This window comes from Paractinoplanes maris (assembly GCF_023544465.1).
GTDB classification, from domain to species: domain Bacteria; phylum Actinomycetota; class Actinomycetes; order Mycobacteriales; family Micromonosporaceae; genus Actinoplanes; species Actinoplanes maris.
Genome location: NZ_JALPVL010000016.1, coordinates 224,798 through 250,996, shown reverse-complemented (window position 1 = coordinate 250,996; position 26,199 = coordinate 224,798). Strand labels below are relative to the sequence as shown.

Below are 26,199 nucleotides of genomic sequence, written 5' to 3'. Positions count from 1 at the left end.
ATGCACTCTACATAGGGGTGGGCCACTCGGCCAGGCTCAGCCGCGACGCAGAAAATCCAGCACGAGACGGGCGGTCTCGGCCGGTCGGGACAGCCACGGCACCGCGCTGAACGACGGATCCAGCTGCACGTAGTCACCCCGCGGAAGGCGCTGGGCGACCGCCTCCGACGTGCGGATCGACAGCGGGCCGTCGTGAGCGGTGGCGACCACGAGGACGGGACACGTGACCTGGCTCAGGCCGGCGAACCAGGCGAGCCCCGCATCGGCCCGGGCCGCCGGGTCGAGGAGCAGGTCGGCGTTGTCCTCGAACATGCTCCGCAGGCGGGGCAGGTCGTCGTCGGGCACCACGCCGGCGAAAGTCTCGGCCTGGTGCCTCCCGATCGTGCGCCGCCGCTCGTCCGGATCCGTCATCGAGGCGGCGTCGAGGGCCCAGCCGTAGTCCTCGACGGCCGCGTCGGCCACAGCGTCGAAGTCGAACCCGTCGACCACCTCGGCCGGTGGATCCTGCGGGGACGGCGAGAACAACACCATCGCCCGGACCCGCCCGCGCTCGGCGAGCCGCACAGCCCCGGCCGCACCATCGCCCGACGCGACAACGTGCAGCTCGCCGGAGATTCCGGTCGCGGCTGCTTCCGCGGACTTCACGGTGTCGATGGGTCCCGGCGAGGGAGGGTGGCCGGCGTGGCCCGGATAATCGACGGCCACAGTCCGCATTCCCGCGGACAGCAGACTCTCGAATGATCCCCAGACGCGATTGTCGTACCCGTAACTGGGCAGCAGCATCACGGTGGCCACGCCGGCCTCCGGCTCGCTCAACGGCACCTGCGGATGCACTCGATTCCCCTCGACCCGGCGCAGGCCGCGCACAGCGGGCAAGCGATCGCCTTGACGATGAATGGTCCGACCAGACAGGAAATGCATTGGTTGAAGCAATCGTTGCTGACCTCGGCGCCCAGACAATTCGCAAAACACACGTAACTGAATTCTTCGAGTTCGGCCGGGCCCGGTGTGACGGTGACTTTATCACCGGAGCCGCGCACGACGGCCATGACCTTGCCGTCCGGGGCGACGTACTCGAATCCGGGCTCGGACGCGAGCGGCCGGATCGAGACGACGGCGGCTGCGGCTCCCGGCGCGAGTCCCACAAAGGTGGTGACCGGGGAGTTGGCGTGCGCGAAGGCGAACACCTGCTCGGATGAGCCGTCGATCACGATGGCCGACTTGTAGTCGGCCGCGCCGAACGTCTTTACCGACGCGGCGACCAGGGCTTCTTTCGAGACCTGACCGATCAGGGCCGGCGAAGCCTTGGTCACACCGTTGTTGCCGGGTTCAGCCGCCCGCGCCGCCGAACCGGCCATGGCCGCGCCGGCGGCGGCGCCGCCGGCCGCGAAAAGAACCCTCCGGCGGGAGGCTGAGAATCGGCCGGCCCGCGCGCGCGTCTCCGCGGCGACGAGTTCAAGGATCTTGTTGGACCGCCGGATCCCGACCAGCCGGGCCAGGTCGGCCCGCATTTGGATTCCCGACAGAACGTCAACGGTGCCGTCCGGGCCGCGCCGGATCATCGACGGTTTGTCGGGTTGTGCGAATCCGGTAGCGGTCAGTTGCGCCACGATTTCCGGATCGTCGAGCGAGCGGACGGAGAGCCCGGCGATGCCGAACGATTCCACCTTTCTCGCCAGCGCCGAACATGACGGACATGCGCCATCGAACAAGATAATGCGTTCCATCCCCGTTTTCCCATCCGCTCCGGGTGCGGCCGCCGAATGCGGGACGCACCTCACTGGTGGTCCAGACATTTAACATCGTCAATTTGATCCACTTCGGCCGGGCCGGGGAACTTTCGTTTGCGAGAAACATCGGCGCGGCATCATTGCGCAGCAGGAGCGGCGGGGCTATGGTCCGCCGCCGGCTCCGGTCCCGGCGGGCTAGCCGAGACATGATCACGACACGGGTTCACGCTCGGGTGATGATCGGAGTAAGACTGTGGCCATGCTCGTGTCGTTTCCTCAGCTGATGGCTCGGACCCAGGGTTTCTCGCTCGGCCGGCCGCATCGGTTCTCGGTGTCTCCGGACGGCAAGCGGCTGCTCTTCTTGCGCAGCCTCGGCGGGGAGGATCCGGTTCGGCTGTTGTGGGAGCTCGACCTCGCCGGCGGTGAGGAGAGGCTGCTCGGTGAGCCGGGGGAGCCGGGCGGGAAGCCGTTGTCGGCGGCCGAGCGGGCCCGGCGCGAGCGGATGCGCGACCGGTCGGCGGGGATCTCCGGCTACAGCACGGATCGGGCGATGCGCGTCGTCGCGTACACGGCCGGCGAAAAGCTGTATGTCACCGACTCCGGCACCGGTGAGACGCGGGAGCTGCCGGCCCGCACGCCGCTCACCGATGCCACGATCAGCCCCGACGGTGCCGCGGTCGCCTATGTGCACGAGGGCGAGCTGCGGGTCATCAACAGCGACGGGAGCGGCGACCGGGCGCTGGCCTCGCCGGAGCACGACGAGATCACGTACGGGCTGGCCGAGCACGTCGCGTCGGAGTCGATGGAGCGGACGCGCGGGTTCTGGTGGTCGCCGGACGGGCAGCAGCTGGCGGTGGCGCGGGTCGACAACTCACCGTTGGAGGTCTGGTATCTGAGCGATCCGGCGGAGCCGACGCAGCCGCCGACCGCGCAGCGTTACCCGCGTGCGGGCACGGCCAACGCCGTCGTCGAGCTGTCCGTGCTCGACCTGCGGGGTGGGCGACGGGATGTCGGCTTCGGGTGGGACGACTACGAATACCTGGTCGACGTCGTGTGGGACGAGCACGGTCTGCTCGCCGTGCTGCAGAACAGGCCGCAGACCACGATGCGGGTGCTCTCCATCGACAGCGGGGAGGTGCTGGCCGAGGCGACCGATCCGTTGTGGACGACGATCGTGCCCGGCTTCCCCCGGCGTACGACGGACGGGTCCTTGGTCTGGACGGCCGACCGAGGCGAGACCCGGCACCTGACGGTGGACGGCGAACTGGTGACTCCGCCCGGTCTGCAGGTGGCGGCGCTGTGCGGGGTCGACGGCGACACCGTGCTGTTCACCGGCTCGTCCGAGCCCACCGAGTCGCACCTCTGGTCGTGGTCGGCCACGGGCGGGCTGCGCCGGCTGACCACCGAGCCCGGCCAGCACACCGGCGTGCGAGGCGGCGGCACCACGGTCGTGGTCTCCGAGACGCTGAGCGCCTTCACGGCGACCTGCGACGGAAGGACGGTGGGCAGCCTCGCCGCCAGTTCCCCGGTGGTCCCGAAGGTCTCGCTGCTCAGCACCGAGCGGCGCGGGCTGCGCACGGCCGTGCTCTTCCCGGCGGTGTGGCAGCGCGGCGAGCGGCTACCGGTGCTGCTCGACCCGTACGGTGGCCCGGCCGCGCAGCGGGTCGTCGCCAACCGGCGGCAGTTCTATGTGTCGCAGTGGTTCGCCGATCAGGGTTTCGCGGTGATCGTCGCCGACGGGCGGGGCACGCCGGGGCGCGGGCCGCGATGGGAACGCGAGGCGCGCGGCGAGCGCATCGGCAAGGTGCTCGACGACCAGATCGAGGCGCTGGAGACGGTGGCCGCGCTCTATCCCGAGCTCGACCTCGGGCGGGTCGGTGTGCGCGGCTGGTCCGACGGCGGTTACCTGGCGGCGGCCGCGGTGCTGCGCCGGCCCGACGTCTTCCACGCCGCGGTGGCCGGCGCCCCGGTGACCGACGAGCGGCTGTACGACACGCACTGGCAGGAGCGGTTCCTCGGCGATCCGCGGGTCGACCCCACGACGTACGAGAAGGAGTCGTTGATCGCCGACGCGCCGAAGCTGGAGCGGCCGCTGATGCTGATCCACGGACTGTCCGACGACAACGTCTATCCGGTCCACACGATGCGGCTCTCCGCGGCCCTGCTCGCCGCCGGGAAACAGCACACCCTGCTGACGCTGCCCGGCACGAGTCACATCCCGCCCGACGTCGACCTGCTCACGCCGCAACTGCGGTTCTTGCAGGACGCACTCGCCCCGCGCTGAGCTCCAGCACCCGGTCGACCCGGTCGAGGCCCTCGGGGCGGTGGGTGACTAGCAGGACCGAAGTGGCCGTGGCCCGCAGCAGGTCGGCCATCAGCTCCTCGGCCACGTCGGCGTCGAGGCCCTCGGTCGGCTCGTCCAGGATGAGCAGCGCGGGCTCGGCCAGCAGGGCGCGCGCGGTGGCGAACCGCCGGGCCTGACCGCCCGACATCGTCGTGCCGCCACTGCCCAACCACGTGTCCAGGCCCTGCGGCAGCGTTGCGAGCCAACTTCCCAGCCGTACGCGGGTCAGGGCCGACCGGAGTTCGTCGTCGGTGGCGTCCGGGCGGGCCAGCCGGAGGTTCTCGCGCACGGTGGACGCGAAGATGTGGTCGGTGTCGTCGCCGACCAGGATGACGCGGCCGCTGGACCTCCGGCCGTGCCGGACGGTTCCGGCGCGGGGGTCGAGCAGGCCGGCGACGACGGCTGCGAGGGTGGACTTGCCGGAACCGGAGCGGCCGACGACGGCCACCCGCGACCCGGCGGGCAGCTCGAGGTCCAGACCGCGGAGAACGGGTTCGGCGGCGGGATCCCAGCCGGCGGTGACCCGCTCGAGGCGGATGTCGCCCGCCTCGGCCCCCAGCTGGGGGGTGAGCGTGGCGGTGGGCTGGTCGGTGGTCAACGCGTGGAGGCGGGTTTCGGCGCCGGCGGCGCGCCGGCGGGCCACCGCGGCGTCGGGCAGGGTGAGCACGACTTCGCCTAGGGCGACGGTGGCCAGCACCAGCACGGCGGACCACTCGGGAGTCAGACCGCCGAGTCCGGACGCGACGCCGACCACGGCGAGACCCCAGCCGAGATGCGCGATCGCGGCGGCCCGTCCGGCCGCGTGGGCGGCCCGGGCTTCGAGACGGGCCAGGTCGCGGCTGCGCCGATGCGGTACGCCGGTCAGGCCGCCGGTGGCGAGGTCTTCGAGGCCGTCGACCGTTTCGACCAAGGCGTCGCGCAGCCGGGCCCGGGCCTGGCCGGTGGCCGCCTCGTCGCGGGTGGCCTGGCGAGCGGCCAAGGCGGGGGCGAGGACTCCGGCGATGAACAGGCCGGCGGTTAGCGGGAGGGCGGCGGCCGGGCTGAGCAGGACCGCGGCAGCGACGGCGATCGCGACGGTCGCGGCGGCGACGTAGGCGGGCATCCGGCCGCGGAGGAGGCCGTCGACCCGGGCGTCGACATCGTCGGCCACCTTGGTCAACAGGTCGCCGCGGCGGCGCAGGCCGGGGCCGGGGACGCGGGGCACGAGGTCGGCGAAGACGCGTGCCCGCCAGGCGCCGAGCCGGGCGAACGCCACGTCGTGCGCGACGAGCCGTTCCAGGTAGCGCAGGAGGGGCCGGGCCACGGCGCTGCCCCGGACCAGGACGACGGCGGTGGAGAGGGTCAGCACGGGCGGCAGGAACGAGGCCCGGACCAGAAGCCAGGCGGCCGCGCCGGTCAGGACGATGCCGGCCAGGGAGGAGCCGGTGCCCAGCGCGACGGCTACGCCGGCCCGCCGCCACCACGGGTTGGCGCGGGAGGACTTTGGCTCGATCGCTGGGTGGGGTGCGGGCGAGGCGGGCGAGGCGGCGGGGTCGGGCACGGCGGGGTTGGGCCGGTCTGGGTCGGGCGTGGCGTTGTGGGGTGCGGTGGGGTCGAGCTGGGCTGGGTGGGGCGTGGCGGGGTTGAGCTGTGCGGGGTTGAGCTGTGCGGGGTTGAGCTGTGCGGGGTTGAGCTGTGCGGGGTTGAGCTGTGCGGGGTTGAGCTGGGCTGGGTCGGGCGTGCCGGGGTGGGGCGTGGCCGGGGCGGACGCGACGGCGTTGGGCGTGGCTGGGGCGGGTGGTGGGGTGACGACGATGACGCGGTCGGCGGCGGCCAGCAGTGCCGGGCGGTGGGCGACTACGAGGATCGCGCAACCGGCTTGGGCTGCTTGGCGCAGGCGGTCGATGACCAGGGCCTCGGTGGTGGCGTCGAGGTGGGCGGTCGGCTCGTCGAGTAGCAGGGTGATGTGGGCGTTGTCCAGCCGCTCGGCGGTGCTGTGGATGGCCGTGGGCGCTGTGGACAACTGGGCCGCGTCAGCTTGCGAAAAAGTAGAGTGAGCCACATCCCGGGCGGGTGGGCTGGCTAGGTGAAGTAGGGCGCTCGCGGTTGTCGTCTGTGCTTGCGGGACGGCACTTGTGGTGGCCGGGCGGACCTCGTCGAGTGTGGCGGGGGTGTCAGCCGGGTGAGGCTCGTGAAGCGCGGACGGGACGGCCTGGTGGAGCAGCGCGGCCAGGGCCAGGCGGTGGCGCTGACCGGCTGAGACGCCGATCCCGCGTTCGCCGAGGGGGGTCGACGGGGCCAGGTCGGTGGCCAGGCCGACGGTGGCGAGAGCCTCGGTGATGCCGGCGGCGGAGGTGCCGGTGGGGAAGAGGTCCGCGACCGTCCGGGCGTGCGGCAGCGTCGGGCGTTGCGGCAGATAGAGCGGGTGGCTCGCGTGGGCTGTTCCGGCGTGGGCTTCCTGCAGCCCGGCCAGGACACGGAGGATCGTCGTCTTTCCGGCGCCCGACGGGCCGCTCAGTGCGACGATCTCGCCCGGGCGCACGACGAGCTCGTCCAGGGCAGCCGCGTCTCGGGTGGTGCCGGCATAGCGGGATCGCAGACCGGCGACGACGACGGCGGGCCCCATGAGCCGGGTGACGCCGTCAGCAGCACCAAGCCGAGCCGCGTCTGCAGTACCGAGCCGGCTTGCGTCTGCGGCATCGAGCCGGCTTGTGTCGGCCGCGCCGAGCCGACCCGCGTCTGCGGCACCGAGTCGGCCTGCGTCTGCGGCACTGAGCCGGCCTGCGTCTGCGGCATCAAGCCGACCCGCGTCAGCGGCACTGAGCCGACCTGTGTCAGCGGCACTGAGCCGACCTGTGTCAGCGGCACTGAGCCGACCTGTGTCAGCGGCACTGAGCCGACCTGTGTCAGCGGCACTGAGCCGACCTGTGTCAGCGGCATCGAGCCGACCTGTGTCAGCGGCATCGAGCCGACCCGCGTCGGCGGCATCGAGCCAGGTTGCGTAGGCCGGGTCGGGCTGGCTTGCGTCAGCGGCACCGAGACGGCTTGCGTTCGCCGCGTCGGGCCGGCCTGCGTCGGCCGCAGCGGGAGCCGTGGCCCGGCCGTTGACATCGGCTGCGTGGGTGACAGTGGTGGGCGGGGTGGTCAGGACCTCGTCGACGTCGGAGATGACGGCGGTGGCGTCGGTGGAGGCGTGGTAGCGGGCGGCCATCTCGCGCAGGGGGCGGTAGGCCTCGGGCGCCAGGAGGATGACCAGCAGGGCCGGGCCCAGGGAGAGGTTGCCGGCGGCTACGCGGAGGCCGGCCTCCACCGCGATCAGGCCGACCGACAGCGTGCCGACCAGGTCGAGGGCGGTCGACGACAGGAAGGCGACCCGGAGCACCCGCAGGGTGGCCGAGCGGTGTTTGCCGGTCAGCTCTTCGATGACTTCGGTCTGGCGGGTCGCGCGGCCGAAGACCCGCAACGTGGGCAGTCCGCGGACCACGTCGAGGAAGTGGCCGGCCAGGCGGGCGTCGGCCTGCCAGCGCTGCTGGGCGCGGGCCTGGGTGGCCCAGCCGATCAGCGCGCCCAGCACGGGGATCAGCGGCAGCGTGACCAGCGCGATGACGGCCGACGTGGGGTCGACGACGGCCATGGCCACGATGACCAGCGGGGGCAGGGCCACGCCGAGCACCAGGGCGGGCAGGTAGCCGCTGAACCACGGCTTCAGGGCGTCGAGTCCGGTGGTGAGGACGGCGGTCAGCCGGCCGGCTCCGAAGGCCGCCACCCAGGCCGGGCCGCGCTGCGGAAGCACGGTCAGCATCGAGCGGCGTAACTCGTCGGTGACGCGGGCGGCCGTGCGCCGGGCCACGACCTGTTCGGCCCAGGACAGCAGGGCCCGGGCGACGTACGCGCCGGCCAGCAGGGCCGCGGACCAGCCGGGGCCCCGGGTCACCAGGAGGGTCAGCGCGACCGCGAGCAGCAGCGTGGTGCCCGCCTGGCCGGCGCCGAGCAGGGCCAGGACGGCGATGCCGCCCCGGCTGGTGCGGGCGTGCCGCACCAGCCGGGGGTCCAGCGGCCCGCGAGGCGGCGCGGACCGCTTGGATGCCATGGCTTCCGCACCCGGAGAGGTGGGATTCGCGGATGCCGCGGCAGCAGGAGAGGAAAGCTCGGAAGCCACGCCGCCGGCGGAGGCAGCGGAGACGGAGGCGGAGGCGGAGGTGGCGAAGGAGGCGCTGGGCGCGAAAGAGGCGCTGGGCGCGGAGGAGGCGCTGGGCGCGGAGGAGGGAGTCATGAGGGGACCCGTTCGCTGGCTACCCGGCGGCGGAAGACCCAGTAGGACCAGGCCTGGTAGGCGAGGACACCGGGCAGGATGAGGACGCCGGCCCAGGTGATCAGCTCCAGGGCCTGCGGCGTGGCGGCGGCGGCCGCGCGGGTCAGGGCGAAGGACGGGTCGAGGGTGCTGTGCAGGACGACGGCGCCGTGGGTGGTGAAGACCGCCACCACGGCACCGGCCACCCCGGCGGCCGTGGCGGTGAAGGCCAGAGCCTCGCGGCCGGTGCGGGCCAGCAGGCCGGCGCCGAAGGCGAGCACCGCCGCGGCGAGGGCGGTCGGGGACCCCGTACCGAAACCGGCGACCAGAAGCGCGACGGCCCCACCGGTGCCCAGCCACCGTGCCAGCGTGCGGGCGCGGCGGCGCAGAGGGCCGCTGGTCCGCAGGGCGAGGAACGTCGCCCCGAGCAGCAGTGTGGCGTAGAGGGCGGCCAGCGCGCCCAGGCCCGCGGCCGGCGTCAGCACGGGACCGAACGTGCGGTCGAATCCGCCGCCCACGACATCGCCGTTGCCGTTGATGGCCAGGCCGCGCACGAAGGCGGCCAGCAGAGCGCCCCAGACCAGCACGATGCCCAGTGAGCTGAGGGCCAGCGCCACGTCGGCCCGGCGGCGGTAGACCGGGCCGTCGCCCTTGCCGCGGAACTCCAGGGCCACGCCGCGGACCGCCAGCAGCAGCAACAACACGACCATGGGCAGGTAGAGGCCGGCCAGCAGCGCCGAATACCAGGCCGGGAAGGCCGCGAAGGTGACCCCGATGGCGGCCACCAGCCAGACCTCGTTGCCGTCCCAGAACGGGCCGATGGTGCGCACGGCCGCGCCCCGCTCGTGGTCGTCGCGGCCGAGCACCGGGCCGAGCAGGCCGACGCCGAAGTCGAAGCCCTCGAGCACGAAATAGAGCACCCAGGCGAGAACGACGACCGAGAACCAGAAGGTGATCACGTCAGAAGCTCCTCAGTAGACCGGTGCGGGCTCGGGCCGGTCCGCCGCGACGGGCGCCGGGGCCAGTGGCTGGCGGGCCAGGTGGCGTACGAGCCGGAGCCAGACCACGGCGACCACGCCGTAGACGAGCGTGAACCCGGCCAGTGACGCGATGACCTCCGAGCTGGTCAGGCCCGGGGAGATGCCGTCGGCGACCTTGGAGATGCCGAACGCGATCCACGGCTGCCGCGCGGTCTCGGTGAAGATCCAGCCGAACGAGTTGGCCGCGGTGGGCAGCAGCGGGATCAGCGGCAGCCATCGGGTCAGCCAGCGCGGAGCTTCACGACCTTTTCTCGTACGCCAGAGGTAGAGCGCCCCGAGGAGAGCGGCCAGCATGCCGATCCCGATCATCAGGCGGAACGTCCAGAAGGCGACCGGGATCATCGGCACGTAGGAACCGGGGCCGAACTCCGCCGCGTACCGGGCCTGGAGGTCGTCGATGCCCTGGACCGTCGCGTTCGGGTTGCCCTTGGCCAGGATGGACAGCAGCCAGGGGATCTCGAGCGAGAACTCGGGCAGGGGCTTGCCGGTGGCGAAGACCGAGAACGGCGCGCCGGCCGTGGTCTCGTAGAGCGCCTCGGCCGCGGCCATCTTCATCGGCTGCACCTCGGTGATGACCTTGCCCAGGTGGTCGCCGGTGAGCGCGGTGAACGCCCCGCCGGCCACCGTCAGCCAGGCGCCGAGCCGGGCCAGGATCCGGTACGCCGGATCGGCCGCGAGACGCCACACGCCGAGCCCCAGCAGCAGTGCGCCGCCGACCATGACCGCTCCCGACAGGGTGTGCGGGAAGGCGGCCAGGTTGACCTTGTTGAGCATGAGCTCGGTGAACGAGGTGAGCCGGGCCCGGCCGGTCACGGGGTCCAGGACGTACGCCACGGGGTTCTGCATGAAGGAGTTGCCGGCCAGGATGATGAAGGCCGAGAGCATCGTGCCGAGCGCGACGACGGCGATGCACGCGGTGTGGATCGCGCGCGGCAGCCGGTCCCAGCCGAAATACCAGAGTGCCAGGAACGTCGCCTCCAGGAAGAACGCGAGCATCCCCTCGATGGCCAGCGTGGGCCCGAAGACGTCGCCGTAGAACTTGGCGAACGCGCTCCACCCGAGGCCGAACTGGAACTCCTGGACCAGCCCGGTGACCACGCCGACCGCGAAGGTGACGATCAGCAGCTTGCCGACGAACTTGGTCAGGTGCAGGTATTCGTCGCGCTTCGTGCGCAGCCAGGCGATCTGCAGGCCGGCGGCGGTCGCGGCCAGGCTGATCGACAGCGGCACGAAGAAGTAGTGGTAGATCGTCACGACCGCGAACTGCAGCCGGGTCAAGTCCAGCACGTCCATGTGGGTGCCCCTCTACGACGTCTCGTAGTAGATACTACGCCACGTAGTACGACGATGTGCAGTAGAGGCGGTATGCTCGGTCACATGGCTCTCGGGGATCTGGAACGCGAGGTCATGACGCAGTTGTGGGACGCCGGTGAGCCACTCACCGTGCGGCAGGTGCACGAGCGCCTGAGCCGTCAGCGCGACTTGGCCTACACGACGGTGATGACCGTGCTCGACCGGTTGGCGAAAAAGGGTGTGGTCACCCAGCAGAAGGCGGACCGCGCCTATCGGTATGGTCCGGCGCAGACCCGCGAGGAGATGACCGCCTCGGTCATGCTCGACGCGCTGACGGCCAGCGCCGATCAGGATGCGGCGCTGGCGTATTTCGTCGGGCAGCTCCCGCCGGACGCGCTGGCCGCAGCGATCGAAGCCGCTCAGCGGAAGAAGTGACCGCGCTCCTGCTGGGTGCGCTCGGCCTGACGTTGTCGCTGGTCGTGCCGGGCATCCTGGCCGGCGCGCGCTGGCCCGACCGGGCGCCGGTGGCCGCGGTCGTGCTCTGGCAGTCGATCACTCTCTCGGCCGTGCTGGCCGCCCTCGGCGTCGTGCTGGCCGCGCCCGAGGAGGTCACCCGGGCCGCCGGCTCGGGCAAGCCGGTCGCCGAGGCCGCCCTGATCGGCGCCCTGGCGGTCGCCGCGGTGATCATCGTGCGGCTGCTGGTCTCGCTGATCGGGGTCAGCCGCCGCTCCCGGGCCCGCCGCGCCCGGCACCGCCTGCTGGTCGACCTGCTCGACCGGGCCGAGCAGCACCGCGAGCTGGGCCCGGACAATCTGCGCGTGCTCGACGGCCCGCTGCCGCTGGCCTACTGCGTGCCCGGCCGGGAGCCGCGGGTGGTGCTCAGCAACGGGGTGCTGCAGGTGCTCGACCGCGAGCAGGTCGACGCCGTCCTCGCGCACGAGCAGACCCATCTGCGGCATCGGCACGAGGTGGTCATGGAGTCGTTCACCGCGTTCTATCGCGCGGTGCCCCGCCCGCTGCGCAGCCGGCGGCCGCTCGACGCCGTCCACCTGCTGCTCGAGATGATCGCCGACGACGTCGCCCGCCGCCGGGTCGGCGCCGAGCCGTTGCGGGCCGCGCTCGAGCGGCTCAGCGACGCCGTCCCCCTGGCGGAGGACGTCAAGGCCGACGCCGGGGGTGACGCACGCCGCTGGCGGCTGGCCCGGCTGACCGGGTCGCACCATCCGTCCGTCGCTCTGAACGCGGTGGTGGCGATGGCCGCGGTCGGTCTGCTGGTGTTACCCACGGTGATCCTGGTGGTGCCCTGGCTCGACCGAGCGCTGGAAGCGTGGCCGCTCTAGTCACCGTCGGTATACGAAGGGGTGCGTACAGTTTTGCGCCCGGCGTGCCTTCAGTCGGCGACATGATCGGGAGTACGGTGTTGTCCGGTCCGCCAGCCCCCATCGCCCAACCGGCCGATCTGACGGGCCACCGCCTAGTCGCCCCCTGGGGGGCGTACCGGGGACCCGAGCAACAGGGGTGCAGCCGCGAGGTGTCGCGGCCGGGCGCGCTTCCCGCCCGAACCCGTCAGCTAACCCGGTCGGCGGCCTGAGGGAAGAAAGGACACCACACCTCCGTGCGTCGTGCCGCACTAGCGCGCAGTCTGGTCTGCACCCTCGCCGCGGTCGGAATCATCTTCTCCGGCCCCGTCGTGGCGCAGGCCGCACCCTCACCCTCGACGGTCGAGGCGCAGATCGACAAGCAGTGGAACCAGCTCGAACCGGTCATCGAGCAGTACAACGACGTGCACGGCAAGCTGATCAAGAACCGGGCCCAGCAGAAGAAGCTGGCCGCCCAGATCACGCCGTTGCAGGTGCAGGTCGACGTGGCCATGCGGCAGGTCCGCGGGCTGGCGATCGACGCGTACAAGCAGGGCGCGCCCAACGCGGTCAACGCGCTGCTGGTCACCGGATCGCCGACCGGGCTGACCGAGAAGCTGCTCTATCTCGACCAGCTGGCCCGTAACCAGCGCGACCAGATCGCCGACGTGGCCGCGCTGCGCGACAAGCTCACCGCGGCCAAGACCGACCTGGACGTCGTCACCAAGTCGATCGCCGCCCGCGACGTCGACCTGGCCAAGCGCAAGACGGCCATCCAGTCCAAGATCACCTCGTTGCAGAAACTGCGCATCCAGGCCTACGGCTCGGCCGACGTCAACGACGGCCCGTTCCGGCTCGGGCCGTGCCCGATCGACTACACCAACGACAAGGGTGGCCGAGCGGCGCAGCGGGCCTGTGACCTGATCGGCAAGCCCTACGTCTTCGGGTCGGCCGGGCCCAACTCGTACGACTGCTCGGGTCTGACCCAGGAGGCGTGGGCGAGTGTCGGCGTGCACCTGGACCACTACACGAAGGATCAGTGGAACGAGGGCCGGCCGGTGTCGAAGGACGAGCTCCAACCGGGTGACCTGGTCTTCTACTATCCGGGCAGCCTCCATCACGTCTCCATCTACATCGGTGGCGGAATGGTGGTGCACGCCCCGCACACGGGCGACCACGTGCGGATGGCGACGATCGACCGGGGTCCGATCGCGGGTTACCGGCGACCGGGCTGAGATCGCTGGGTGACAAGGCCGTCGGGGCGTGCCCCGGCGGCCTTTGTTCTTCGGCGGCGCGGGCATAATTCGCTGTCATGAGCGACTCGCCCCTGATCGACAGCCTGACCGCGGCCGTCGAGGCCCGGCCCGACGACCTGACGCTGCGCCTGCATCTGGCCGAGCTGCTGGTGGGCGCGGGCCGTGGTCCCGAGGCGGTCGGGCACGCGGCTCAGGTGCTGGCGCGCGAGCCCGGCAATGCCACCGCGCAGAAGCTGATGACGGCGGCGCTCGGCGGCCCGGCCACCCCGCCGCCGGCCGCGGAGGGCGTCGACTGGGCGGCCATGGAGCAGGATCTGGGCAACATCGTGCCGCCCCGCTTCTCGCACGAGCCGGAGCCGGTGAAAGGGCACGAGGACCGCACGTTCGACGTCGAGCGGTCGACGATCACGCTGGCCGACGTGGGCGGCATGCAGGAGGTCAAGAAGCGGCTCGAGGTCTCGTTCCTCGGCCCGCTGAAGAACCCCAAGCTGCGCACGTTGTTCGGCAAGAGCCTGCGCGGCGGTCTCCTGCTCTACGGGCCGCCCGGCTGTGGCAAGACGTTCCTGGCGCGCGCCGTGGCCGGGGAGATGGGGGCCGCGTTCATCTCGCTGTCGATCACCGACGTGCTCAACATGTGGGTCGGCAGCTCGGAGCGCAACCTGCACGACCTCTTCGACTCCGCGCGCGGGCACGCGCCGTGCGTGCTCTTCCTCGACGAGATCGACGCGCTCGGTCACAAGCGCAGCCAGCTCAACTCGTCGTCGATGCGCACGGTGGTCAACCAGCTGCTGACCGAGCTCGACGGCGTCGACGGCAACAACGACGGCGTCTTCGTGCTGGCCGCGACGAACGCGCCGTGGGACATCGACTCGGCCCTGCGCCGTCCGGGGCGCCTCGACCGTACGCTGCTGGTCCTTCCGCCCGACAAGCCCGCCCGGGCCGCGATCCTGGAATACCACCTGCGCGACCGCCCGGTGGCCGGCGTCGACCTGGGCCGCGTCGCCGACGTCACCGAGAACTACTCGGGCGCCGACCTGGCCCACGTCTGCGAGACCGCGGCCGAGTTCGCCATGCGCGACTCGATCGCCAGCGGCGAGATCCGCATGATCAACCAGCAGGACGTGCTCAACGCGGTCCGCGAGATCCGGCCGTCGACCGACGGGTGGTTCGCCACCGCCCGCAACGTCGCGATGTTCGCCAACGAGTCGGGTGAGTACGACGAACTCGCGGCCTACCTGAAGAAGCGCAAGCGGTGAGCTCGCCGCCAGGGGCGTACTGGCGGGCACAGAGACTGGCCGAGGTCGGGCGTTACGCCGAGGCCGAACGGACCGCGCGGGCGGGGCTGGCCGAGGCACCGGGCGACGGGTGGCTGCTGACCCTGCTGGCCTCGGTGCTGCGGCTGCAGCGAGACTACGCGGGAGCGCTGGCCGGCGCGGATGCCGCCGTCGCGGCCACCCCGCTGCTGGCCGACGCGCACCTGGAACGCGCGGAGAACCTCATCGCCCTGATCCGCTCGCGGGAGGCGGTCGGCGCGGCCACCGAGGCGGTGCGGCTGGAGCCGGAGGTGGCCTCGGGGCATTTCGTGCTGGCCCGGGCGCTGGCCGCCGGGCGGGATTTCGAGCGGGCCCGGGCCGCGGCGGCGCACGGGCGCACGCTTGATCCGCAGTCGGTGGAAGGGCTGCTCACGGTGGCCGACGTCGAGCGCGACGCCGGGAACCGGGAGGCGGCGCGGGTGGCGGCCCGGGCCGCCCTGGCGGTGGCCCCGGACAATCCGTACGGGCGCTGGCTGGTCGCCATGCTCGACGCCGAGCGGCTCAAGGTGCGGCGGTCGATGCGGGCGCTGCGCGAGGTGGCCCGCGACAATCCGGGCCGGGCCGACCTGGTGTCGATGACCTGGCCGATCCGGGGCGTGCTGAGCGGCCTGCGGCGGGGGCTGGCCGTGAGCGCGGGGCTGGTCTGCGCGCTGCTGCTGGTGGCGCACTGGTGGTGGGCCCCGGCCGGGACGTTCGCGCGGGTGGTGGCGGCGGTGCTGGCCGCCGTGATGGCCGGCTTCGCGGCTCGGGTGCTGATCCCGGCCGGGCGGTTGCCGTGGCGCTGCCTGCGGCTGCTGCCGAGCCTCATGCGCCGGGCCGGCACGGCCGGGCTCGCGCTCACCGGCGCGGCGATCGGGCTCCTCGTCGCCTATGCGGCGACCGCCTGGTGGCCGCTTCCGGTGATCGCGCTCGCGGCGGCGCCGCTGCTGTGGCTGCTGTCTCTGGCCGAGCTCCTCGGCGCGGGGCTGGACGACCCCGGAAGCCGGGAGGCACTGCGCAGCTGGGCCGGCGACCTGCGGGACTAAGGCGTGTTTCATAACTGGACCCGACCTGCGCCGAGGCCCAGATTCCGCCTGCGCACGTCCCGCGAAAGGCCGGTTACAACACCGGTAGCCTGCCTTCCCCGGGCCGCACGCAGACGAAATCTGGACCGCACCGCAGGCCGACCCCAGTTATGAAACACGCCTTAGTGGCGGACAACCCGGGAAGACCTGCGGGCGGCCTGGCGGGACGGGGACAAGTGACTGCCCCCGTCCCCCGCGCCTCACTGGTCGGTGGCCGGCTTCTGCGGTGCGACGGCGGCCTCGGGGCGGCGGCCCGACCGCGCGTAGGCCAGCATCGCGACGATCAGGGCGAGCACGCCGGCCACCAGCCCGGCGATCCCGAACGCGCTCGAGCCGCCGTCCGAGTCGTCGGCCGGTGCGGCCTCGGCGGCCGCGGTGGCGGTGGCGGTCGAGGCGGCGGCGGTGTCCCCGCCGCCCCCGGTGGCCGCGGCGGCGATCTTGAGCACCGGGGCCGGCGACTCGGGCTCGGTGCCGTCCGTGGACGGCTCGTCGATCCAGCGCACGACCGTGCCGTCCGAGTAGGTCTGCAGGGCCTTGAAGATCATCTCGCCCGACTCGGGCAGCGGGCCCATCGAGACGTCGAACTCCTGGAACTGGCCCGGCTTGACCTCGGAGCCCGCCTTGGCCGTCCAGGTGATCTTCGAGACCGCCTCGGTGATCTGCGCGCCGTGCGCCTCGAGCGGCTTGGCGAGCTTCGAGACCGTGGTGGCCACGTCCCAGCCGGTGATCGGCTTGACCGAGACCGAGGCGACCGGCTTGTCGGCCGGCAGGTTCACCTCGACCTTGGTGGTGGAGTCGGCGTCGGACTCGTTGGGCACCCGGAAGGTGACCTTGGAGTACCCGCCGGCGGTCGCGGTGTCGGGGTTCACCGTGACGTGGGCGGCGGCCGGGGCGGCCAGAGCCAGCGTGAGCCCGGCGACCGTGGCGCCCACCAGGGCCGAGCGCTTCAACAGGGACATCCTTGTCGTACCTTCCGCGTCGGGGGAATGCGGGCCCGGTTCCGGGCACTCCGAGGTGGTCGCTCCCCGGCGCGGATTAGTTCCCGGCGGTTCCGGCTATTGCAGAGCCGGGAGCCGTACGTCGACCCGCAGACCCGGATCGGCGTCGCTCAGCGTGACCGTGCCCCCGTGCCGGCGGGTCAGCTCGCGCACGATGGCCAGTCCCAGGCCCGACCCGCCGGCGTCGCGCGCCCGCCCGTCGTCGAGCCGGGTGAAGCGGTCGAAGACCCGTTCCCGGTCGGCCGCCGGGATGCCCGGCCCGTCGTCGGTCACGGTGATCAGCCGGTGCGTCCCGTGAGCCGTCACGGTGACGGTGACCTGCGACTTGGCGTGCCGGACGGCGTTGTCGAGCAGGTTGGCGACCACCCGGCCGAGCGCGTCGGGCTCGCCGGTGACCTCCATCGGGGCGGCCGGCCGCAGATAGGCGACGGCCGGGTAGCGGTCGGCGACGTCGCCGACCAGGGCGCCCAGGTCGACCGAGCGGAACGGGGCCGAGACGACCCGGCCCCCGCCGCCGTCGTCCGAGCGGGCCAGCAGCAGCAGGTCGTCGACCAGCCGGCTGAGCCGGTCGACGTCGGTCAGCAGGTCGTGCGTGAGCGCCGGCCAGTCGGTGTCCGGCAGTCGCTGCGCGACCTCCAATTCCGTACGCATATTGGTCAGTGGACTGCGCAGCTCGTGCGCGGCGTCGGCGACGAAGGCACGCTGGCGCACCCGGGCCGATTCGAGCCGGTGCAGCATGCCGTTCAGGGTGACCGCCAGCCGGTGGATCTCGTCGCGGGACTCCGGCACCGGCAGCCGCCCCGCACGCGTACCCCCGGTGATCTCCTCGGCTCCGGCCCGGAGCGCGTCCACCGGATGCAGCACGGCCCCCAGCACCCGCCACAGCACGACCGCCAGCAGGGTGATGAGCAGCGGGAACGTCACCAGCAGGGCGAGCCGCAGGATGTGCACCCCCTGGCTGAGGTCGTTGGTGGACCGCGCGACCAGGACCCGGACCGGATCGGTCGGCGGCCCGGCGGTCACCATCACCACCCGGGCGCCCCCGCCGGCCAGGCCGATCCGGCTGCCCGGGATGTCCTCCACCTCGCCGTCGGAGAGATCGCGCAGCTCGTCCTCGTAGAGCATGGGGGTCAGCCGGTCGGCGCCCGGCGAGAGGGCCAGCACGCGGCCGCTCGAGTCGATGACCTGCACCTGCATGGCCGGGTTGACCTCGATGCGCTCGCTCAGCGATTTCTGGTCGACGAGCTTGGCGACACCGCGCGCGGTCTCCAGCGCCTCGGTGTTGACCGCGCGCAGCAGCGCGAAGTTGAGCGCCCCGACCAGCAGCACCCCGCCGGCGGCGAGGCCGATGGTCAGGGCCAGGACCGAGACCAGTACGAGGCGGCCGCGCAGGCTGATCTCGCCGGGGCGCTTCATCAAACGGCTGCCAGCCGGTAGCCCGCGCCGCGGACGGTCTCGAGCCGCTCCCGGCCGATCTTGCGGCGCACGTACCCGACGTAGACCTCGACCGCGTTGGGCGCGGTCTCGATCGCCGCGTCCCACACGTGGTCGAGCAGCTCGATCTTGCTGACCACCTCGCCCGGGCGCCGCATCAGATACTCCAGCAGCGCGAACTCGCGGGCCGTGAGCGCCACCTCCTCGCCGGCCACCATCACCCGCCGCTCGGCCGGGTCGAGCTCGACGTCGCCGTGGCGCAGCACCGTCGGGCGCTCGTGCACCCCCCGGCGGAGCAGCGCCCGCAGCCGGGCCAGCAGGACGACGTACGAGAAAGGTTTGGTCAGATAGTCGTCGGCCCCGCAGTCCAGCCCGTCGGCCTGGTCGTATTCGCCGTCCTTGGCCGACAGCATCAGCACGGGCACCCAGTTCTGCTCCGCGCGCAACTGCCGCACCACCCGATAGCCGCTCAGCCTGGGCAGCATCACGTCCAGGATCATCGCGTCGTAACCGCCGTGCCGGGCCATCTCGAGCCCGTCCTGGCCGTCACCCGACACGTCGACCGCGAAGCCCTCGGCCTGCAGCCCACGCTGCAGCGCGGCGGCAAGCCGCGCTTCGTCCTCCACCACCAGCAACCGCACCCCACTACCTTGGCATGCGAGGGGTAACCCCTAGGGGCGGCTCTCAGCCCGGTCACAGCGGTGCCGGCGCACTCTTGTGACAGATCAACGGGAGGTGGACATCGTGTCCGTGTTCAGGTCAAGGCCGGCGCTTCGCTGGCTCGTGCCGTCGGCCGCCGCGGTCGTCGTCATCGGAGGTGGCGCCGCGGCCGGAACGATCGTTGCGAGCGCCGATCCGGCGTTGCCCGAGCGCAGCGCCGCGCAACTGCTCGTCGACCTGCAGAACGCCAAGGTCGACGGTCTTTCCGGCACCATCGTGCAGAGTGCCGATCTCGGTCTGCCCAAGATCTCGGGGCTCACCGACGGGGCCTCCGGGCAGGCCGGGCTGGCCAACCTGGTGGCCGGCAGCAACACCGCCCGCGTCTGGTATGCCGGTGAGGACCAGGCCCGCCTGGCCCTGGTCGGCACGGCCGGCGAGACCGACGTCATCCGCAACGGCTCCGACGTCTGGCTCTGGCAGAGCGAGGGCAACAAGGCCACGCACCTCAAGGTGCCGGCCGGGGCCGGCAAGAAGCCACAGGCCCTGCCGACCAATGTGCCGACAACGCCGCAGGACGCGGCCGACGCGGCACTGGCGGCGATCGACGACAGCACCAAGGTCTCCACGACCGGTGCCGCCAAGGTCGCCGACCGCGACGCGTACGAGCTGGTGCTGACGCCGAAGGCGGAGCGCTCGCTGATCGGGCAGGTGCGGCTGGCCATCGACGCCGAGCAGCACATCCCGCTGCGGGTCGACGTCTATGCCAAGAACGCCACCAGCCCGGCCGTCCGGGTCGCCTTCACCCAGATCAGCTTCGAGAAGCCGGACGCGCAGCAGTTCGCCTTCAACCCGCCGCCCGGCGCGAAGGTGACCGAGTCGAACCCGCAGAAGCTCGAGAAGGACGCGGAGAAGGCGGCCAAGGACCACGAGAAGGCCATGCCGCCGGCGGCCAAGGGCGGTCCGGGTATGTCGGTCGTCGGTGAGGGCTGGGCGTCGATCGTGACGGCCAAGCTTCCCGACTCGGGCGACACCTCGACCGACTCGACCGAGGCGCAGAGCCTGCTGGGCATGCTGCCGGAGGCCAGCGGCACGTGGGGCAAGGGCCGGATCTTCTCCGGGTCGCTGTTCAGCGTGCTGATCGTGGACGACGGCCGGGTCTTCGCCGGTGCGGTGGCTCCGGAGTCGCTCTACGAGGCAGCGGCCAAGAAGTAGCCGTCCGATAGTTCTAGAACTCTCCACCGCGTTGTGCAACACTGCGGAGGAGAGTTCTAGAACTTTGGAGGCGGCATGTCCACTCTGTTCCGCGAGCCGGTCGCCGGTCGCTTCGGCGGCTTCGGCGGCCGGTTCGTTCCCGAGTCCCTGGTCCCGGCGTGTGAGGCGCTGGCCGCGGCATTCCGGGCGGCCTGGGCCGATCCCGCCTTCCGGGCCGAGCTCGACGATCTCCTGGCCGCCTACGCCGGCCGCCCGACGCCGCTGACACCCGCTCGCCGTCTGTCGGCTGAGCTGGGCATCGAGCTGTGGCTCAAGCGCGAGGACCTGGCCCACACCGGCTCCCACAAAATCAACAACGTGCTCGGGCAGGCGCTGCTCGCCCGCCGGATGGGCAAGAGCCGGCTGATCGCCGAGACCGGCGCGGGCCAGCACGGTGTGGCCACGGCCACCGCGGCCGCGCTGCTGGGTCTCGGGTGCACGGTCTACATGGGCGAGCGCGACATCGAGCGCCAGCAGCTCAACGTGCTGCGCATGACGACGCTGGGCGCGACTATCGTCCCGGTCACCACCGGCAGCCGGACGTTGAAGGACGCCACCAACGAGGCGATGCGCGCGTGGGTGGCCGATGTGGATGACGCCCACTTCCTGCTCGGCTCGGTCGGCGGCCCGCACCCCTACCCGTGGATGGTGCGCGAGCTGCAACGGGTGATCGGCGACGAAGCCCGGCAGCAGTCACCAGCCGTCCCGGACGTGGTCGTGGCCTGCGTGGGCGGCGGCTCGAACGCGGCGGGCACCTTCGCGGGCTTCGCCGACACCGCGGCCCGCCTGGTCGGTGTCGAGGCGGCGGGCGGCGCGGCGATGAGCAACGGCCGGCCCGGTGTCGTCCACGGCGCGCGCTCGATGGTCCTGCAGGACGCGGACGGCCAGGTGGCCGAGGCCGAGTCGATAGCCGCGGGGCTCGACTACCCCGGCGTCGGCCCCGAGCACGCCCAGCTGGGCGCGGTGGGCCGAGCCGAATACCACACGGTCAAGGACGACGAGGTGGTGCTCGCGGTCCGGCGCCTGGCCCGCGCCGAGGGCATCATCTGCGCCCTCGAGTCGGCCCACGCGGTGGCCTGGGTCCTGCGCGAGTCCGGCACGCCGCTGCTGCCGGCCGGCTCCCGGGTCGTCCTGACCCTCTCCGGCCGCGGCGACAAAGACATGGTCACGCTGGGAGCAGTCGCATGACCACGCAGCACGCGGCCGGCCGCAGCCTCCTGGGCCCGGCCCACCCGGCGAACCACGCGACCCCGAACCCCGAACTCCAGACCCCCGCGGCGTCGGGATCGGCCGAACGGCGCGCGGTGGATGGCTTGCCGGGTGCCCGGGTGAGCCAGGCGGAGTCTCAGAATCGACCGTCGTCTGAGCGTGCAGTCGTTGGCTCTCAAGACACCCGGGCCAGCCAGGCGGAGTTCCAGAATCGGGCGTCGTCGGGGCGCGCGGTGGGGGGCTTCCAGGGCCGGGCGGCGACGCCCGAGTTCGACGGCGGGCCGGCGGTGGGTGAGCTCTACGGGCGACCGGAGCCGGATCGGTCGGATGCCCGCCGGGCGGCGACCGGCGACCAGGGGCGACCGGCAGAGGAGCAGCTCGTCGTGCGGGAGCGTACGGCCCGTTCGCCCGCAGGGGCGCCGGCTGGTGATCCACCCGACGGTTCTTCCGGCGGTGACCCCCGAGCCGGCGCGGGGTTGCCTGATTCCGGTGGCGGTCGCGAGGCGCGCGGAGCGGCCGGACCGGTGCGCAAACTGCTGGTGCCTTTTGTGACCGGTGGCGTCACGGAGGACTGGCTCGACTACCTGCTGGCGATGCAGGCGGCGGGCGCCGATGCGATCGAGGTCGGGCTGCCGTTCTCCGACCCCATGCTCGACGGCGTGACCATTCAGCAGAGCACCGGCCGCGCCCTCGCCCGGGGAGCGACCATCGGGTCGATCCTCCGCGAAGTCCGCGACGCCCGGGATCGGCTGCACATTCCGCTGATCGCCTTCACCTACGCCAACCTGGTCTTCCGCCCCGGGCCGGCGGCGTTCTGCCGGCAGCTCGCCGAGGCCGGCTTCCGCGGGCTGATCGTGCCCGACCTGCCGCTCGACGAGGCGGCCGAGGTCGAGCGGGCGGCGGCCGCGGCGGGCATCGAGCTGACCCTGCTGGTCGCTCCGGTCACGCCCGACGACCGGCTGGCCGAGATCGTCGCGCGCAGCCGGGGCTACCTCTACGCGATCAGCCACATGGGCACCACGGGCGAGCGCGCCTCGCTGGCCTCGTCCGCCGCTGTCCTGGCCGCGCGCATCAAGGCCGCCCAGGTCACCGCGACGGCCGGGGTGGCTGGGCCGGTGCCGGTGCTGATCGGGTTCGGGATCTCCGGGGTGGAGCAGGCGGTGGAGGCGGGGCGCGCCGGGGACGGTGTTGTGGTCGGTGCGGCGCTGATGCGTAGGGTGCTGGACGGGGCCACGCCGCGCGAGATCGGGGACTACGTCGCGGCGTTACGGGCGGCCCTCGACACTCTGGACCAGGAGGCTTCCGCTGACCGCGCCGCGCACGCCGAAGTATCGGGTGATCGCCGATGACCTGAGCACCAAGATCCGGGGTGGGGAGCTGTCGCCGGGGTCGGCCCTGCCGCCGCAGAAAGAGCTGAGCGCCCGCTACGGCGTCACGCTCGCGACGCTGCGCCAGGCCCTGCAGCAGCTGGAGGACGACGGGTTGCTCTCGCAGCAGCCCGGCCGCGGGACTTTCGTGGCCGAGCCGCGGGCTGCCTACCGCCTCGACTCGCTGCGCGGTTTCGCCGAGGACCTGCGCGCCCAGGGTCAGCTGGTCACCACCCAGATCCTCGATCAGAAGGTGGCCCACCCGCCCGCGTGGGCGGCCGCGCACTTCGGCGACGCCTTCCTCGCGCTGCGCCTGGAGCGGATCCGCCTGCTCGCCGGCCACCCGGCCGTGCACCAGGTGTCATGGATCTTCGGCACCGAGCTGGCCCGCACCGACCTGAGCGGCACCTCGCTCTACGCGGCGCTGGCCGACCACGGCATCGCCGTCCACCGGGCGAGCGAGTCGGTGCGCCCCGGCACGCTCGACCAGGCCACCGCGGCCCTGCTGCGGCAGCCGCCCGGCACCCCCGCGTTCCTCTCCGAGCGAGTCACCTACGGACTCGACAACCAGGCCCTGGTCGCCGATCGGGCCACCATCCTCGGCACCATGCTCGAAATCCGCACCGACCGCGAGGTGACCGGCCTGTCCATGCAGTGGGTCCAGACCGAGAGCGGCTCGCTCTAGACCCGCTCAGCTGGCGTAGCGCTTCTCGGCTCGGGCCCGGGCCTTGACTGCCTCCTCCTCGCGATTCTTGGGCGGGGCGGTGGTGACCAGCTCGTCGAGCAGCTCGGCGGTGGCGGCGGCGACCGCGGCCACCGCGCGGTCGAAGGCGGCCTGGTTGGCCTGGGACGGGCGGGTGCTGCCGGCCACCTTGCGGACGTACTGCAGGGCCGCGGCGTGGACCTCGTCACGGGTGGCGGGCGGCTCGAAGTTGTGCAGCTGGTGGATGTTGCGGCACACGGTGAGGACCTCCGGGGAACGGCTGCCTGGACTTCTGCCAAATTACGCCACGGGTATGACGAAATACGATGGGTTCATGGCGCACTGGTACGAGTCGTCGATCGACCGGCAGCTCCGGGAGGCCGCCGAGCGCGGTGAGTTCGACAACCTGCGAGGCAAGGGCAAACCACTCCGCGGCCATGGCGGGGAGTACGAGGACGACTGGTGGGTGAAGGACTGGCTGGAGCGTGAGGGCGCGACCGCCTCGGTCATCCCGCCGACGCTCGCCCTTCGCCGGGAGACCGAGGACCTCGAGGAGAAGGTCGACCGGTTGCCGACCGAGCACGAGGTCCGCGACCACGTGGCCGACCTGAACGAGCGCATCCACAAGGCGACGGTGGGCCTGATGGACGGGCCGCCGGTCATTCTGCGGCCGTTCGACGCCGACCAGGTGGTCGCCGGCTGGCGGGAGCGCCGGGCCGCCGGCTGAATGCCCGCGGCTTGTGATGGTCACCACGAGGAGGACGGCGAATCCAGGCTGCTCTCAGGAATCGGTGTTACCGACTTGGTCGACGACTCCAGAGAGGTCCGGCAATGATCGTGAGAGCGGCTCGCTTCGGTGGGTTATTGGTGCTGGTCGGGGCCCTGATCGGGCTGTCCGCGATCCCGGTCGGCGCGGTCCTGCGCTCGGGCGCCCAGTGGAGCCGGCGGCAGCGCGCCGAACTGCCCGCCCAGTTGCTCACCCCGTCGGCCGCCCAGGTGACCCGGGTCTACGCCGACGACGGCCGGACGCTGATCACCACGTTCTATGACGAGGACCGGCACGACGTCGCGCTGAGCCAGATCGCGCCGGTCATGCAGCAGGCCATCGTGGCCGCCGAGGACACCCGCTTCTACGAGCACGGCGGCGTCGACCTCAAGGGCGTGGCCCGCGCGCTCGTCTCGGACGCCCGCAGCGGTCGCGCCGAGCAGGGTGCCTCCACGCTCACCATGCAGCTCGTGCGTAACGTGCTCAAGGAGGATCCGAACCTGACCACGGCCGAGCGCGCCGCCGCGACCGAGGACTCGGCCGGCCGCAAGCTGCGCGAGGTCGAATACGCGGTGGAGCTCGAGAACCGCCTCACCAAGCAGCAGATCCTGCAGAACTACCTGAACATCGTGTATTTCGGCAACGGTGGGTACGGCATCGAGGCTGCCGCCCGCCGCATCTTCGGCATCACCCCGGCCCGGCTCGACCTGGCCCAGGCGGCCCTGATCGCCGGCGTCGTGCAGTCGCCCGACGCCGACAACCCGATCAGCGGTGACCGGGCCCGGGCCAAGCAGCGCCAGGGCTACGTGCTCGGCGCGATGCTCAAGTCGGGCCTGATCACCCAGGCCCAGCACGACCGGGCGGCCGCCGAGAAGCTCACGTACTCGGGCCGGACCCAGCCCAACGGGTGTGTCGACGCCACCGGGAAGGCCGACGGCTGGGGCTTCTTCTGCGACTACTTCGAGCGCTGGTGGAGTTCCCAGAGCCAGTTCGGCGCGACCAAGGCCGAGCGGGACGACGCGCTGCGCCGCGGCGGCTACACCGTCGTCACCACCTTGAACCCCGACGTGCAGAAGGTGGTGGCCAAGCAGTCGCGCAAGGTCTACGGGCTCGACAACCGCAAGACGCTGCCGATCGCCGTCGTGCAGCCCGGCACCGGCAAGGTCCTGGCGCTCGCGGTCAACCGTCACTACGGCACCGCGAAGTCCACCTCCAACACCGTGAATCCCCTCGTCAGCGGGGGCAACGGGATCAACGGCTACCCGGCCGGCTCGACCTTCAAGATGTTCACCATGCTGGCCGCGCTGGAGGCGGGCCTGCCGCTGAACTCCGGCTTCGACTCGCCGGCCAAGCTGGTCACCGAGTGGTCCGACGACGGGCCCGGCAACTGCGGCGGCAAGTACTGCCCGGGCAACGACAACCCGAGCTGGATGGACGGCCACCGGACCATGTGGGACGCGTTCGGGCGCTCGGTGAACACGTATTTCGTGCACCTCGAGGAGCAGGTCGGCCCGGCTGCCGTGGTCGCCATGGCTCAGCGGCTGGGCATCAGCTTCAGCTCGCCGGCCGACGCCGAGATGGCGAGGACCAACGCCGGATCGTGGGGCTCGTTCACCCTCGGCGTCATCGACACGACACCGCTCGAGCTGGCCTCGGCGTACGCGACGGTGGCGGCCGAGGGCAAATACTGCGCGCCGCTGCCGGTGGCCTCGATCACCGGCTCCGACGGCCGGCGGGTGGCCGTGACCGCGAGCTGCAAGCAGGTGCTCGACCCCGAGATCGCCCGCGCCGCGACCGACGCCGCCCGCTGCCCGGTCGGCCAGCAGAGCACGTACGGGAAATGCGACGGTGGCACGGCGGAGCAGGTCGCCGGTCTGTTCGGCGGTCTCGAGGTGGCCGGCAAGACCGGCAGCACCGAGGACAACCGCACCGAGACCTTCGTCGGCTTCACCCCGGCGATGGCCGCGGCCGGCATCGCCAACGACCCGGCCGACCCCTCCGACCGGGTGGGCAGCGGCGTCGAGTCGCGCGTGGTCACGGCCGTGGCGCGAACCTTGCGCGCCGCGGTCGGGAACGGCGGATACGACGGGTTCGAGCCACCGAGCGACATCTCTGCGTTTGGTGGATGATTCGCTCAGCGATG

Annotated in this window: 21 protein-coding genes and 1 riboswitch; of the genes, 12 read left to right on the top strand and 9 right to left on the bottom strand. The window is 72.2% G+C overall.

Translation table 11 applies throughout. The annotated features are described in order from the left end of the window. Nucleotides 1-36: 36 nt before the first annotated feature. The gene (locus NAG42_RS39215; protein WP_250037487.1) at nucleotides 37-834 is read right to left on the bottom strand and encodes an alpha/beta fold hydrolase; all 798 of its coding nucleotides are present in this window, start codon (nucleotides 832-834) and stop codon (nucleotides 37-39) included. Next, nucleotides 813-1,727, bottom strand: a complete 915-nt coding sequence (locus tag NAG42_RS39210; RefSeq protein WP_250037486.1) for a hypothetical protein — start codon at nucleotides 1,725-1,727, stop codon at nucleotides 813-815. Before NAG42_RS39210 ends, NAG42_RS39215 begins: the two co-directional genes overlap by 22 nt. A 286-nt stretch (nucleotides 1,728-2,013) precedes the next feature. Between NAG42_RS39210 and NAG42_RS39205 the strand changes: the two genes are divergently transcribed. Continuing rightward, the gene (locus NAG42_RS39205; RefSeq protein WP_250037485.1) at nucleotides 2,014-4,014 is read left to right on the top strand and encodes a S9 family peptidase; all 2,001 of its coding nucleotides are present in this window, start codon (nucleotides 2,014-2,016) and stop codon (nucleotides 4,012-4,014) included. On the opposite strand, the gene cydC is transcribed toward NAG42_RS39205, so the two are convergent. From cydC to NAG42_RS39190, 3 genes are all read right to left on the bottom strand, one after another. Continuing rightward, nucleotides 3,968-8,143: a thiol reductant ABC exporter subunit CydC gene (gene cydC, locus NAG42_RS39200; protein ID WP_250037484.1), complete on the bottom strand. Its 4,176-nt coding sequence runs from the start codon at nucleotides 8,141-8,143 to the stop codon at nucleotides 3,968-3,970. The genes NAG42_RS39205 and cydC overlap by 47 nt on opposite strands. Nucleotides 8,144-8,322: 179 nt before the next feature. Next, nucleotides 8,323-9,303, bottom strand: coding sequence for a cytochrome d ubiquinol oxidase subunit II (gene cydB / locus NAG42_RS39195; RefSeq protein ID WP_250037483.1), 981 nt, complete (start codon nucleotides 9,301-9,303; stop codon nucleotides 8,323-8,325). Nucleotides 9,304-9,315: 12 nt separating this feature from the next. Next, on the bottom strand, nucleotides 9,316-10,677 hold the full coding sequence (locus NAG42_RS39190; RefSeq protein ID WP_250037481.1) for a cytochrome ubiquinol oxidase subunit I: 1,362 nt from the start codon (nucleotides 10,675-10,677) through the stop codon (nucleotides 9,316-9,318). An 84-nt stretch (nucleotides 10,678-10,761) separates the two neighbouring features. On the opposite strand from NAG42_RS39190, the gene NAG42_RS39185 reads away from it, so the two are divergent. The 5 genes from NAG42_RS39185 to NAG42_RS39165 all read left to right on the top strand — a co-directional run bounded on the left by NAG42_RS39185 (nucleotide 10,762) and on the right by NAG42_RS39165 (nucleotide 15,629). Then, complete coding sequence (locus tag NAG42_RS39185) at nucleotides 10,762-11,112, top strand: BlaI/MecI/CopY family transcriptional regulator (protein WP_250037480.1); 351 nt, start codon at nucleotides 10,762-10,764, stop codon at nucleotides 11,110-11,112. Further along, nucleotides 11,109-12,017, top strand: coding sequence for a M56 family metallopeptidase (locus tag NAG42_RS39180; RefSeq protein ID WP_250037479.1), 909 nt, complete (start codon nucleotides 11,109-11,111; stop codon nucleotides 12,015-12,017). Before NAG42_RS39185 ends, NAG42_RS39180 begins: the two co-directional genes overlap by 4 nt. A gap of 121 nt (nucleotides 12,018-12,138) precedes the next feature. After that, a riboswitch (cyclic di-AMP (ydaO/yuaA leader) is annotated at nucleotides 12,139-12,278 on the top strand. 14 nt (nucleotides 12,279-12,292) lie between these two features. Continuing rightward, nucleotides 12,293-13,270 carry a C40 family peptidase gene (locus tag NAG42_RS39175; protein WP_250037478.1) on the top strand — a complete coding sequence of 326 codons (978 nt, stop codon included), beginning with the start codon at nucleotides 12,293-12,295 and terminating at the stop codon, nucleotides 13,268-13,270. 77 nt (nucleotides 13,271-13,347) lie between these two features. Beyond that, the gene (locus NAG42_RS39170) at nucleotides 13,348-14,547 is read left to right on the top strand and encodes an AAA family ATPase (protein ID WP_250037477.1); all 1,200 of its coding nucleotides are present in this window, start codon (nucleotides 13,348-13,350) and stop codon (nucleotides 14,545-14,547) included. Beyond that, entirely contained in the window at nucleotides 14,544-15,629 is a 1,086-nt protein-coding gene (locus NAG42_RS39165) for a hypothetical protein (RefSeq protein ID WP_250037476.1), read from the top strand. The genes NAG42_RS39170 and NAG42_RS39165 overlap by 4 nt, the downstream gene beginning before the upstream one ends. Before the next feature lie 239 nt (nucleotides 15,630-15,868). On the opposite strand, the gene NAG42_RS39160 is transcribed toward NAG42_RS39165, so the two are convergent. From NAG42_RS39160 to NAG42_RS39150, 3 genes are all read right to left on the bottom strand, one after another. Further along, a complete protein-coding gene (locus NAG42_RS39160) occupies nucleotides 15,869-16,627 on the bottom strand; it encodes a YcnI family protein (protein ID WP_250037475.1) in 759 nt (252 codons plus the stop codon). A 96-nt stretch (nucleotides 16,628-16,723) separates the two neighbouring features. Continuing rightward, nucleotides 16,724-18,082 carry an ATP-binding protein gene (locus NAG42_RS39155; protein WP_250037474.1) on the bottom strand — a complete coding sequence of 453 codons (1,359 nt, stop codon included), beginning with the start codon at nucleotides 18,080-18,082 and terminating at the stop codon, nucleotides 16,724-16,726. Beyond that, nucleotides 18,082-18,741 carry a response regulator transcription factor gene (locus tag NAG42_RS39150; RefSeq protein WP_250037473.1) on the bottom strand — a complete coding sequence of 220 codons (660 nt, stop codon included), beginning with the start codon at nucleotides 18,739-18,741 and terminating at the stop codon, nucleotides 18,082-18,084. Before NAG42_RS39150 ends, NAG42_RS39155 begins: the two co-directional genes overlap by 1 nt. A 103-nt stretch (nucleotides 18,742-18,844) precedes the next feature. On the opposite strand from NAG42_RS39150, the gene NAG42_RS39145 reads away from it, so the two are divergent. From NAG42_RS39145 to NAG42_RS39130, 4 genes are all read left to right on the top strand, one after another. After that, nucleotides 18,845-19,972 carry a LolA family protein gene (locus tag NAG42_RS39145; RefSeq protein WP_250037471.1) on the top strand — a complete coding sequence of 376 codons (1,128 nt, stop codon included), beginning with the start codon at nucleotides 18,845-18,847 and terminating at the stop codon, nucleotides 19,970-19,972. A 75-nt stretch (nucleotides 19,973-20,047) separates the two neighbouring features. Beyond that, entirely contained in the window at nucleotides 20,048-21,199 is a 1,152-nt protein-coding gene (trpB, locus tag NAG42_RS39140; protein WP_250037470.1) for a tryptophan synthase subunit beta, read from the top strand. Between the two features lie 254 nt (nucleotides 21,200-21,453). Further along, nucleotides 21,454-22,569, top strand: a complete 1,116-nt coding sequence (gene trpA / locus NAG42_RS39135; RefSeq protein ID WP_308201247.1) for a tryptophan synthase subunit alpha — start codon at nucleotides 21,454-21,456, stop codon at nucleotides 22,567-22,569. Continuing rightward, nucleotides 22,556-23,272: a GntR family transcriptional regulator gene (locus NAG42_RS39130; protein WP_250037469.1), complete on the top strand. Its 717-nt coding sequence runs from the start codon at nucleotides 22,556-22,558 to the stop codon at nucleotides 23,270-23,272. The genes trpA and NAG42_RS39130 overlap by 14 nt, the downstream gene beginning before the upstream one ends. 6 nt (nucleotides 23,273-23,278) lie before the next feature. Here the strand turns inward: NAG42_RS39130 and NAG42_RS39125 are convergent, their stop codons facing one another. After that, entirely contained in the window at nucleotides 23,279-23,548 is a 270-nt protein-coding gene (locus NAG42_RS39125) for a DUF2277 domain-containing protein (protein ID WP_250037467.1), read from the bottom strand. Nucleotides 23,549-23,624: 76 nt separating this feature from the next. On the opposite strand from NAG42_RS39125, the gene NAG42_RS39120 reads away from it, so the two are divergent. Next, entirely contained in the window at nucleotides 23,625-24,017 is a 393-nt protein-coding gene (locus NAG42_RS39120) for a DnaJ family domain-containing protein (RefSeq protein WP_250037466.1), read from the top strand. A 104-nt stretch (nucleotides 24,018-24,121) separates the two neighbouring features. Beyond that, nucleotides 24,122-26,185, top strand: a complete 2,064-nt coding sequence (locus NAG42_RS39115) for a transglycosylase domain-containing protein (RefSeq protein ID WP_250037465.1) — start codon at nucleotides 24,122-24,124, stop codon at nucleotides 26,183-26,185. The last annotated feature ends 14 nt before the right edge of the window (nucleotides 26,186-26,199 follow it).

Excerpts from the sequence above, each read along its gene's own strand:
- NAG42_RS39210 (WP_250037486.1), bottom strand. The coding sequence starts at position 1,727 with ATGGAACGCATTATCTTGTTCGATGGCGCATGTCCGTCATGTTCGGCG.
- NAG42_RS39205 (WP_250037485.1), top strand. The coding sequence starts at position 2,014 with ATGGCTCGGACCCAGGGTTTCTCGCTCGGCCGGCCGCATCGGTTCTCG.
- cydC (WP_250037484.1), bottom strand. The coding sequence starts at position 8,143 with ATGGCATCCAAGCGGTCCGCGCCGCCTCGCGGGCCGCTGGACCCCCGG.
- NAG42_RS39190 (WP_250037481.1), bottom strand. The coding sequence starts at position 10,677 with ATGGACGTGCTGGACTTGACCCGGCTGCAGTTCGCGGTCGTGACGATC.
- NAG42_RS39185 (WP_250037480.1), top strand. The coding sequence starts at position 10,762 with ATGGCTCTCGGGGATCTGGAACGCGAGGTCATGACGCAGTTGTGGGAC.
- NAG42_RS39170 (WP_250037477.1), top strand. The coding sequence starts at position 13,348 with ATGAGCGACTCGCCCCTGATCGACAGCCTGACCGCGGCCGTCGAGGCC.
- NAG42_RS39160 (WP_250037475.1), bottom strand. The coding sequence starts at position 16,627 with ATGTCCCTGTTGAAGCGCTCGGCCCTGGTGGGCGCCACGGTCGCCGGG.
- NAG42_RS39155 (WP_250037474.1), bottom strand. The coding sequence starts at position 18,082 with ATGAAGCGCCCCGGCGAGATCAGCCTGCGCGGCCGCCTCGTACTGGTC.
- trpB (WP_250037470.1), top strand. The coding sequence starts at position 20,048 with ATGTCCACTCTGTTCCGCGAGCCGGTCGCCGGTCGCTTCGGCGGCTTC.
- NAG42_RS39120 (WP_250037466.1), top strand. The coding sequence starts at position 23,625 with ATGGCGCACTGGTACGAGTCGTCGATCGACCGGCAGCTCCGGGAGGCC.
- NAG42_RS39115 (WP_250037465.1), top strand. The coding sequence starts at position 24,122 with ATGATCGTGAGAGCGGCTCGCTTCGGTGGGTTATTGGTGCTGGTCGGG.